This is a genomic window from Pseudoalteromonas sp. BZB3 (assembly GCF_040104455.1).
GTDB lineage: Bacteria > Pseudomonadota > Gammaproteobacteria > Enterobacterales > Alteromonadaceae > Pseudoalteromonas.
In genome coordinates, this window is sequence record NZ_JBECOS010000015.1 from 1 (window position 1) to 11572 (window position 11572).

8 protein-coding genes are annotated in these 11572 nt (G+C 39.7%); all 8 read right to left on the bottom strand.

The window, feature by feature from the left end; translation table 11 throughout:
- Positions 1 to 226 precede the first annotated feature (226 nt).
- Positions 227 to 724, bottom strand: coding sequence for a hypothetical protein (locus tag ABMY35_RS16850; RefSeq protein ID WP_349287269.1), 498 nt, complete (start codon positions 722 to 724; stop codon positions 227 to 229).
- A 1008-nt stretch (positions 725 to 1732) separates the two neighbouring features.
- Positions 1733 to 2698 (bottom strand): acyl-CoA desaturase, encoded by a 966-nt coding sequence (locus ABMY35_RS16855; protein WP_349287270.1) that lies wholly within the window; start codon positions 2696 to 2698, stop codon positions 1733 to 1735.
- 273 nt (positions 2699 to 2971) lie between these two features.
- Positions 2972 to 5452, bottom strand: a complete 2481-nt coding sequence (locus tag ABMY35_RS16860; RefSeq protein WP_349287271.1) for a prolyl oligopeptidase family serine peptidase — start codon at positions 5450 to 5452, stop codon at positions 2972 to 2974.
- Positions 5453 to 5725: 273 nt separating this feature from the next.
- Positions 5726 to 6658, bottom strand: a complete 933-nt coding sequence (locus tag ABMY35_RS16865) for a putative sulfate exporter family transporter (RefSeq protein WP_349287272.1) — start codon at positions 6656 to 6658, stop codon at positions 5726 to 5728.
- Positions 6659 to 6734: 76 nt separating this feature from the next.
- The gene (locus tag ABMY35_RS16870) at positions 6735 to 7874 is read right to left on the bottom strand and encodes a 5-(carboxyamino)imidazole ribonucleotide synthase (RefSeq protein WP_349287273.1); all 1140 of its coding nucleotides are present in this window, start codon (positions 7872 to 7874) and stop codon (positions 6735 to 6737) included.
- A gap of 1 nt (position 7875) precedes the next feature.
- The gene (gene purE / locus ABMY35_RS16875) at positions 7876 to 8358 is read right to left on the bottom strand and encodes a 5-(carboxyamino)imidazole ribonucleotide mutase (protein ID WP_130254288.1); all 483 of its coding nucleotides are present in this window, start codon (positions 8356 to 8358) and stop codon (positions 7876 to 7878) included.
- 136 nt (positions 8359 to 8494) lie between these two features.
- Complete coding sequence (locus ABMY35_RS16880; RefSeq protein WP_349287403.1) at positions 8495 to 10087, bottom strand: ABC-F family ATPase; 1593 nt, start codon at positions 10085 to 10087, stop codon at positions 8495 to 8497.
- Between the two features lie 91 nt (positions 10088 to 10178).
- Positions 10179 to 11465 (bottom strand): HD domain-containing phosphohydrolase, encoded by a 1287-nt coding sequence (locus tag ABMY35_RS16885; protein ID WP_349287274.1) that lies wholly within the window; start codon positions 11463 to 11465, stop codon positions 10179 to 10181.
- Positions 11466 to 11572 lie beyond the last annotated feature (107 nt).

The window sequence follows — 11572 nt, forward strand, 5'->3', positions numbered from 1 at the left end:
TTTTTGATCTGCTCTACGTACAGCTTCTCTTCGGAACTCTTCAGTGTAGGATTGCTTTTGCTTTTTTTGACTCATAAATCACCTCTATCTAACTATAGATGGTGTCTACTTTTTTTGGGTAAGTCCTAAACATAACGCTTGCCGTAAACGGCACAAAGTAGCAGGCTAAAATTGGCGACGAAGGAGCACAAGCCTGCTGTTTTGTGTCCTTTGTTTAACGGCCTTGTTATAACACGATTTCACCGGATAAAACTTGTTTGAAACAAACCTCTTCATTTAAACCTTTGTTTTTATCAGGGTACCAACATTGATCCAGAGTTTTATAAGTATCAGCTAGTGGTAAAGGTTTAATGTTCTTCGCTTGTAGTTGACATTGTGCCTTATAAAAATAACGATAAGAAAGGATGTCATACTCCATTTGATCGGATATATCGATTTCATACACTTCTTTAGCTATTGCTTTAGTTTCATCGAGACTAAACCCAGCTTTTTCAAATGCGTCATGATGCACTAAGCCAAGCATTCTCCAATCACCTAGCTCTTTATCTTTTTGAGTTTTATTTGTTTCCTTAAGTGCCCATTTAGTAGCAACCATAGGCCCTACAGCCTCAGCAATTAAGTCGCATTTAGAGTTTTTGGGTTTTACCTGCACTTTTGAAACATTTGATGTCGAATTACATCCAGCAACAGTAAATACAATCAGGGATAATATTAAATTACGCATCCGTTCCTCATAGTGTTATAACGCTCCACTAAGGGGCTAACAAATAGTTGGCTAAAATAGCGAACGAAGTGAGACTAGCCAACTGTTTTTAGTCCCGCTTGAGTGGCTTGTTATAACTACGCCACTCCATTACTTTATTACCTATGAATTCAAAAATTAGCATATTCCAAAAGAACTGGAAGAAAGCACTAACCACGATGAACACAAAACTACCCTCATTCTCAAGACCCGAACCAGCTACAAATGGAAATGAAACCAAGTAAAACACAAAGCTAACAGGCATGTAGTAAACCATCAGTATCATGTTTAACAGTTCGGCAGAGCTTAAGTAATTAAAAACTACTTGGGAAGAAATAGTGAATAAGATCGAAAAAAATAATTTATATCTCACAATTTCTCTCGTAGTTATAACGCCTTAATAAACGGCGTAAAATAGCAGGCTAAACTAAGCGAAGAATGAGCGCAAGCCTGCTGTTTTGCGTCCATTGTTTAATTAACTTGTTATATACCGGCTATGTTTATAGCTTATTTTTTGACAGTTGAATCTTGACCCAAATATATGTTGGAACTAACGGAAGAAAAGCTAGCCACGATAATGGTGTTACAACCCAAAACCAAATAAACCAACATTCGGCTATTACTAACAACAGAAGTTTAGCCGGACGATTTAGTAAAATTAAATCACCCATGAATGCCAAAGGGAACCCAAAACCAAAGATTGCCAAAAGAACAACTGCTGGATGTAGAGCCTCGAAAGTTAAACCTTTAAATGAATGATAAAACTCTAATCCAGAACTCACAAATAGTGAGCTCAATAGACACAGCCCCCAAACGACGCTCCAAATAGAATTTCTTTTATGATTCGAATGTTTGTTATTTCTTTCTTGAAGTTTCTTCAATGCATCCATAGGTATATAACGCCCGCCTTAACAGGCGGAAAATAAGCAGGCTAAAATTAGCGACGAAGGAGCGCAAGCCTGCTGTTTTGCGTCCTTGTTTAAGCGTTTGTTAGCTGCCTTTTCTTATAAACTTTGCGATTTCGCAGTCTTCTGGAACTCTTTCAACGCGTTTATCAATATTATCAGAAACAGAGACTAACTCAGAGCGAACAGGAAGTTGCTTTGGTAGTTTAATATTTTTTACTATTCTGAGATTGTGTAAAGCGTTTAAAACCCACCAACCAGGATCAGGTTCATCATTGTACAAACCTAACATGGCAGAACCGGGATAGGCATGGTGATTGTTATGCCATGCTTCACCCATTGATAAGAAACCAGCAATTCTAATATTGTGACCTTGCACGGCAGCACCCTCCACCTCCCAAGTTTTATCACCTTTATTATGGGCGAAATAACCAATTAGCCAATGGCCACCTACAGATATAACTATTCGGACAGAAACTCCCCAAACTAACCAAGAGACTCCACCAATAAAGTATAAAGGAATCGCCAAAACTAGTTGCTGTAGCATCCACGTTTTTTCTATGAATAGATAAAACTTATTTATTGAGACTGATTTTTCTATATTGAATTCAGGTGGATTTATTAGTTGGAGATCACAGTTTAATTGCCACCAACCGTCTTTTAGTATTTTAGAACCATGTAACAAGTAGTCATGACATTTAGCTTGTCTTTGCGCCCAATCACGAAGATCATGTTGAATCATCATGCCTATTGGACCAGCCATCCCAACTAATACTCCCAGATATACAAATAAGTATTCCATCCATTTTGGACATTCATATGATCGATGAATGAGTAAACGATGCATACCAAGGGAGTGCCCAAAACACAATGTGATTCCTGTGAGAATTAGGAATACAAAAATAGCGGAAAAAGATACTACAAACGGAGCGATTAAAATCGCCGAAAAAAGGTGGGTTAAAAACCAAATAGATTTAATTGGATTCCATTTTACTGTGCCGTTAAAAGCACTCATTTCATCATTTGAATTTACTCTTTCCGTATTAAGCATGACTATCCTGAGGCTGCTAACAGCTTATTCTCTCCCAAACTGCCTGTATAAATACCGACAAAACGGGCTATATTACGTGTCCCAATATTCACACAAGAAAAGTTCATTGTAAACATGAGTTTATAGTGTCCAATTTTGTTCACCTGTTAAAATTGGACAAAACGCGCTGTAATAATGTTATTGGACAAAATCAAATGACTGTATAGATAAACAGTAATATTTTTAATTCCATAAAAAAGGGCCTATAAAGGCCCTTACTATTCATTTTATGTTTTAAAGATGCTCTTGAAACAGCTTATAAATACGACGGTATTCGTCTAACCAACCCGTTGGCTGTCTAAACCCATGCGGCTCTACTGGGTAAATCGCTGTCTCGAAGTTTTCTTTTTCAAGCTCAATAAAGCGTTGAACGAGTCGAACAACATCCTGGAAGAAAACATTATCATCAACCATTGGCGCGTTGATAAGTAATGGTTTCTCTAAACCTTCAGCAAAGTAGATTGGAGAACTGCGGCGATAAGCAATTGGGTCTACATCTGGGTGGTTAAGAATGTTAGACGTGTATGGGGTATTGTAGTATGCCCAATCAGAAACTGGTCGAAGTGCAGCACCCGCTTGGAATAGTTCAGGCTTTGTAAGTAGTGCCATGAATGTCATAAAGCCACCGTAAGAACCACCATAGGTACCTACTGCGCCAGTATCAACATTTACATTTTCAGACATCCACTTAACACCGTCTTCTAAATCTTGAATTTCAGGTGTGCCCATTTGACGGTAAATGGCTGTACGCCAATCACGGCCGTAACCTTTAGACGCTCTATAGTCCATATCCATAACCACATAGCCTTCGCTTGCTAACAGTGAATGGAACATAAACTCACGGAAGTAACCAGACCAACCCATATGTGAGTTTTGTAAGTATCCCGCACCGTGATTGAAGATAACGGCTTTACGTGTTTTGCCAGTCTCACCTTCTACGTAGTCAGCCGGGTAATAGACTTTTGCATAGATTGGTTGATCAGTATGACTCGAAGGCACAGCAACGATTTTTGGTGCGATTAATTTCTTATTTAAGAACTCGTCAGAAACAGTATTTGTTAGACGCGTTACTTCTGCGTTTGGCTTTGCATCTGCAACATATAGTTCATTAGGCATCATGATCTTTGAGTGATTAAGCAATAATTTTTGCTCATCTTGGCTCAATTCATAATCCGTCATACCATCTAAGTCAGTCAGCGCCACTTTTTCAGTAGTTTGTGTATTCACGCGATAAACTTCGTAAATACCTGGGTGCTTAACATTCGCTTTAAAATAGATTTGTGAATCATCTTTGCTTAGCGTTAGGTGTGATACAACAAATTGACCTTTTGTAAGTTGCTTTGCTTTGCCATTTACAGGTTTAGTATAAATATGGCTATAACCTGTTTCTTCAGACAAGTAATACAAAGTATCTGAATTGTTCATCCAGCCAAAGTCATTGTACGTATAGTTCACCCATGCATCGTCGTGTAAACGATGTTGTGATTTGAACTCGCTATTGTCAAAGTCAACGGTTGCTATCCAACGGTCTTTGTTATCCCATGCTTCAAGCATTACCGCAACTTGAGAGCCTGACGAGTTCCACTGTACCGCACTTTGATCCCAACCCCAGTCCATCATCAAGTTAATATGACGAGGCTCACGTTTTGATTCGTATGTTCTGCCTTCGGCTTTTGCGTTCTCTGCTTTCTCAGCTGCTAAAACATCTTCATCAAATCCCGGTAGCGTTTCATAACTTAAAGTTGTTTGTGCTTTAGATGCGATATCAATGAAAATCACATCTGAGCTAGATGGTTTCGAATCAGCTACGCGACGACGAGCAGGTACTGCTTCAATGTCACCGTTTTGTGACACATAATTAGGCATAATGTCAGTATCAGCGCGCCATGGTGTGCTCTTTGTCACAACGGCGATAAGTTTATCGCCTTCTGGAGAAAGGCTTGCTTCGACAAGGCGGTTACCTTTACCTAGATAAAATTGGTTAGACGCAATTGTGTCATTTTCAGCATTTAATTGCTCTTTGCGCTGTTCTTTATCTAGTGCGTTTTTATGTGTTAGCTTTACAAAATCAATCAGCTTGTGTTGCTCTTTGGCAATGTATGTTGATGGCTCTTGCGTGCCTTTAGGTTTGTCAGCTAGATGTAATTTCACAAGCTCTTTAGTAAGACCTGAATTAATATCAACGCTAAAGAAGCTATTACCTGTGCGATAAGCTAATTCACCAGAATTTAAAAACTGTAAAGAGCGTGCTCTATCAGAATTTTGTGTTAGCTGTTTGATTGCGCCCGTTTTGATGTTCTTAACAAATACATTGCCTTCAAACGTATAGGCTTGCACTGCACCGTATTGTGAATAGACTGCGTTTTTAGTACCAACCGTATGAAGTTGGTTTAACACAACTTGCGTAGGCGCTTTACCAGCTGTAACAGCAAACGTATCGCGTAATTCATTACCCGCTTGCTTGCGGTTGAAAATCACAGTTTGGCTATCTGAAGCCCAAAATGCGCGCTCAGGTTGACGACCCAACCAATCAGGGTGTGCCATGGCTTGCTTTAATGTGATGTTCTCACCACCAAAATCTAAAGGCGTTGCCACAACAGGTGCGAAGTTTGAAGTAGGCTCAGCCTTTACAGCGTCAGTAGATGTGGTTGTTTGACAACCGGTTAAGAACAGGCTCGCTGCGACCGCAGCTGAAATTAGAGAGTGTTTGATCATAGTTATTCTTCAACTTGTTAGACTAGGTCAATTTAAGCAAATGCGGCGATAGAATACGAATAATTTTAGATAAAATAACAATAATTAAGGAAGTGCGAAATTTTTAGAGTAAAACCTTGAGGTTTCTGAACATAAAAAAGGCCAGCATAGGATGCTGGCCAAATACTCTCTGCGCTCACATAGTCGTTGATGAACAACGATTATGAAATGAGGCCTATCCGCGCCTCATTACCTAAGACTAGTCCATATTTGAAAAGTTCCAAGAAATTTATATTAATTTATCACCCCATCGATTATCAGGAGTAAAATGACTGAACTGACAATGACCCAAAGTAAAGTAGCCATTGCCATAGGGCGCCAACCTGTTTGTTTTAACATAGCCAGAGACACACTTGATCCGACCAAAAATAAACAGGCATAGAGTACATGTTTTGCTCCTGCATAGCCCAATTGCCAAAAAGTCGAATATTCAGGGAAGTACGTATTAATAAATGCAGCCAATAAAAAACCGACAATAAAAAGTGGAATACTCGCCTTTTCTTCGCTTTTCCAAAATACGCCAGCTAATGCAGTGTAAGGAATGATCCACATTGCGCGAGTGAGCTTGATTGTCGTTGCAATACCAACTGCGATTGGACCGTATGTTGAAGCAGTCGCAACCACACTGCTCGTATCATGGATCGCGAGGGCTGCCCAGATCGCAAATTGTTCTTGGGTTAACTCAAAGTAATGCCCGATTGCAGGAAAAATCAACAAAGCTAAACCATTTAATAAAAATACGATGGCCAATGACACCGCAATCTCATGCTGTTTTGCCTTGATCACTGGCGCCATTGCTGCAATTGCGCTACCACCACAGATGGCAGTACCAAAAGACAATAATACACTGGTGTTTTTATTTACCTTAAAGAGCTGACCTAATATTTCACCAAGCCCTATTATCGCAGTAATACTCACAATCGTTAGAACAAATGAACTTCGCCCGACTTCAAGTACATCATTAAAATCGACATTAAATCCTAGTCCTATCACAGCTAATTTTAATAACCATTTACTGGCTTGAGTGCTTAAAGACATGTACGGGTTTGTAAAAATCAGAGTGAAAGCGAGACCGAGAATAAGAGAAAATGCAGGGCCAATAAACCCAGTAAGGCAAAGTACAAATAACCCAATAAACGAAAACTGTTTAATAGACTGACTAGTCACTTTGCAAATGCCTTAATTAGTTTATTGAATTCCAATAACTTGAGTCAAAAAAGCCGAGTTAAACTCGACTTTTTTACTACAGTGCTTTTAACTGCTCAGCAGTTGCCTGAACACCAGGATAATCTTGCTCTGGCAGCACTTTTGCCAAGTCAGCCAGTTTATCACCAAGTTCAGATAAGCTATCAGCTGAAACGTTAATATGACCCACCTTACGGCCTGGTTTTGCAGATTTGCCGTACCAGTGACTGGTTGTGTCAGCAACAGCCAAAACTGCTTTTGGAATAGCAGCTTGCCCTAGTACGTTGATCATCGCAGTTGGGCGATTCAAAACCGTTGAACCGAGTGGTAGGCCTGTAACGGCACGCATATGGTTTTCGAATTGGCTGACATGACACCCCTGTTGAGTCCAATGACCTGAGTTATGTACACGTGGTGCAATTTCATTGACCAATAAAGTGCCATCGACATCGAAAAACTCAATGGCTAATACGCCGACATACTCTAGTGCATTGGCGATAGCGGTAAACGCAGACTCTGCTTGCGCTTGAATTGCATTTTTCTCTTTACCCGCGATTGAAAGCGTTAATACCCCATTGGTATGTTGGTTTTCAGTCAGTGGGTAAATCGCTGTTTCACCATTTTTTGAACGAACACCTATGATGGAAACTTCGCGATCAAATGGGATCATTTTTTCTGCAATAATTTGATGAGATGCATCTTTCGCTAAAAACTCGGACATCTCTTCCCAAATTTGCTCAACATCATCCAGAGATTTTACACGCCACTGACCTTTGCCGTCATAACCTGCTTGACAAGTTTTGATTACCAAAGGAATTGCCAATTCATCAATTGAATCTAGCAAGTGCTGTTTTTCAGTAATAATTTTATAAGGTGCGCATGCAACTTTTGCAGCATCTAGAAGCGCTTTTTCTTTCGCTCTATCTCCGCCCGTTGCTATGGCTTCAGTACCTGGATAAAACTTACCACTTTCATCACATAACTTTAGAATATCTAAAGGAATATGCTCAAACTCAGCAGTAATAGCGTCTGCAGAATCAATGGCTTGTTGTAATGACTGATCAACTGTTAAAAACGTAACAGGATCGATGACTTTTTCAGAGCCAACATCGTAAGCTGTAACATGAATGTCTAAGTTCTTAGATGACAAGCTCATCATTCGCGCAAGTTGCCCTGCGCCAAGGACTAAAACGTTCATATTACTCAGCAGGATTTGGGTTAGCTAAAATTGTTTCTGTTTGTTCTTTACGGAAAGCTTCAACTTTTGCAAAGATTTCTGGTTGTTGACAACCTAAAATCTGAGCAGCAAGTAAGCCCGCGTTAGCCGCACCCGCATCACCAATTGCCAATGTACCAACCGCTACACCTTTTGGCATCTGGCAAATTGAAAGCAATGAGTCAACACCGTTTAGTGTTTTTGATTTAACTGGTACACCCAGAACTGGTAAGCTTGTGAAAGCTGCCGCCATACCTGGAAGGTGTGCAGCACCACCAGCACCAGCAATGATAATTTTGATACCACGATCAGCTGCGCTTGACGCGTAATCAGCCAGAAGTTGAGGTGTACGGTGAGCCGAAACTACTTTTGTTTCATAGTCGATGCCAAACTTGTCCAGCATGTCTGCTGCATGTTGCATAGTAGGCCAGTCTGATTTTGAGCCCATGATAATGCCAACCGTCATAATAAATCCTCAGAAGTTTTGAACGATAGAAAAACAAACTGCAGGCTCTTATTGGGGGTAAGCCTGCAGTTTCTATGTGGGTATTATACCTATCTAGTTAGGTAATACCATTGAAAAGTACCATTGTATAAAGCGGTTAGTTAGCCGCCTCTTGTTGTGCAAGGTACTCGTCATATGTGCCTTTAAAGTCGATAACTTTACCGTCTTTAATTTCCCAAATACGGGTTGCAAGTGATGATACAAACTGACGGTCATGTGACACAAACAACAAGGTACCTTCATATTGCTCAAGTGCTAAGTTAAGTGCTTCGATTGATTCCATGTCCATGTGGTTTGTAGGCTCGTCCATCAACAAAATATTATGTTTGTGCATCATTAACTTGCCAAACAACATACGACCTTGCTCTCCACCTGATAGAACTTTTACTGACTTTTTGATGTCATTTTGTGAAAACAGCATACGGCCTAAGAAACCACGAACCACTTGCTCGTCGTCACCTTCTTGTTGCCATTGCTCCATCCACTGAAATACAGTTTGGTCTTTTTCAAACTCATCAGCATGGTCTTGTGCATAGTAACCAATGTTCGAATTCTCAGACCATTTAAACTCACCTGTTTTAGGCGCTAAACGACCCGCTAAAGTGTGTAGTAACGTTGATTTACCCACACCATTCTCACCTATGATAGCGATACGCTCACCCACTTCAACTAAGCCTTCTAAGCCTGAGAATAAAGTGCTGTCATAACCCTGTGACACATTGGTAATTTCAAGCGCATTTCTGAAAAGCTGTTTACTTTGTTCAAAACGAATGAAAGGCGATTGACGAGACGATGCTTTAACTTCATCAAGTTGAATTTTATCAATCTGTTTTGCACGAGATGTGGCTTGTTTTGCTTTTGAAGCATTTGCCGAGAAACGAGATACGAATTGTTGAAGTTCTGCAATTTGCGCTTTCTTCTTAGCATTCTCATTTAATAGCTTTTCACGTGCTTGAGTCGCAGCGAACATATACTCGTCATAGTTGCCTGGATAGACACGTAATTCACCGTAGTCGATGTCAGCCATATGCGTACAAACAGAGTTTAAGAAGTGACGGTCGTGGGAAATAATTAACATGGTGCAATCACGCTGGTTAAGGACTTCTTCTAACCATTTGATTGTATAAATGTCCAAGTTGTTGGTTGGTTCATCTAGTAGCATGATATCAGGATCTGCAAACAGCACCTGAGCAAGAAGAACACGTAACTTGAAGCCCGGTGCAACTTCTGACATTAAGCCATAATGTTGTTCAGTACCAATACCAACACCTAAAAGTAACTCACCTGCTTTTGCTTCAGCCGAGTAACCGTCCATTTCTGCAAATTGCGTTTCAAGATCGGCCACTTTCATACCATCTTCTTCACTCATTTCTGGTAAAGAATAGATACGGTCACGTTCAGCTTTAATTTCCCACAGCTCTTTATGACCCATAATAACCGTATCAATGACTGTGTATTGCTCGTAAGCAAACTGATCCTGATTAAGCTTCGCTAAACGAATATTTGGAGCTACACTCACGTTACCCGCAGAAGGCTCAAGCTCAGAACCTAATATCTTCATGAATGTAGATTTACCACATCCATTGGCACCGATTAGACCGTAGCGATTTCCATCACCAAATTTAACAGAAATGTTTTCAAAAAGTGGTTTTGCACCAAACTGCATGGTGACATTAGATACGTTTAAAATAACGAGCTCCAAATAGCATATAAAATAAAACTTGTACTATTTTAAACTAAAGGTTTTTTGAGAGCCACCAGAGAGTGGCTAAGAATAGAAACTAATGTACGAACACGTTAAAAATATAATTCCAATCCTTTTGATACTTTTGTAACTTTTCAATGATGCTTGGTGTGATTTCGGTACCAGCAGTTAAAATCACCGCACCTTGTTTGTTCAATAAATCCTGTGTTAAGTGCATACCTGTTTCTAAACAACTTACTCCCACACATACGTCAATATCATGATTTTCAAATACTTTGCCGCTAGACAGTAATTCGAAATACACATCTAGGATATGTGGGTCATAAAACTCAGTTTCCAAGGTTTTCATGGTTAGCATAGCTTGATCTTGCTGCATCTTCTCACCAGTAATACGACCAATTAATAACTTGTCATAATCATTTACTATGGTGAGAATACGACTGATAGTCGGTATGTTGTCTGCGATTAAATGCTCTGGTAGCCCGGTGCCATTATAGTGCTCGTATTGGTGCAAAATACCTTTGCCTATAATTTGCAAATTAGGCAGCTTTTGAAGGATTTCAGCACCTTTGATGGCATTTTGCTGCTTTGCTATAAGTTGTTCTTTCGTCAATTCATTTTCAGTGCACTTAACAAGCTCATCTGGTAAAGACACTTTGCCAATTTCATGCATCAGTCCAGCTAAATAGGCTTGAGTAATAAGTGGCTTTTCTAACCCTAGGTGCTTGGCAACTAAACGGCAATGCGATGCTACGCGCTTTATGTGCCCATCATCACTGCCTGTTGTGTCTTCAATGATTAGGTTGATCATCTCGATGACGTCATGAAACAGTTTGCGCTGCTTTTGATTAACGTTTTTTAGTTTATCAGTAAGTTGAGAGAGTGATGAAGTTCGAGCCTGAACTTTACTTTCTAGTTCATCGTTGTAACTTTGTAATTGTTTATTTTTTTCTTCCAGCTCATTTTGCAAACGAATTACAGACTGCTTCAATTGATACTGTTCACAAGCCTGCATGACAATTTCTTTTAAATCGTCATTGCGCCAAGGCTTGCTGACATAGTTTGAAATCTTGCCTTCATTTATTGCTAAAGCAGTTGAGTCGATGTCTGAGTAGCCCGTTAAAAGAATACGAGCTGTATTTGGATTAATAATAAAAGCCTGAGCAAGCAGCTCTGCACCACTCATCAATGGCATTTTCATGTCTGAAATAATAACCGCAAACTCTTGCTGTTTTAAAACTTCTACAGCTTCAAGTGGTTTATCACACACAGTCACTTCAAACTCCTTTCTAAACAGGCGTTTTAAAGCGTTAAGTACTTGTGTCTCATCATCCACAATTAAAATTGGCAACTTATCAGACATTCAATAAAACCTTATGTTTCTACAAATGATTTTAAAACATTGCGTTATGTAAAAAGTGACACTATTTTAGAAATATATCAACCTCATAACGCGAAATGTGGAGATTT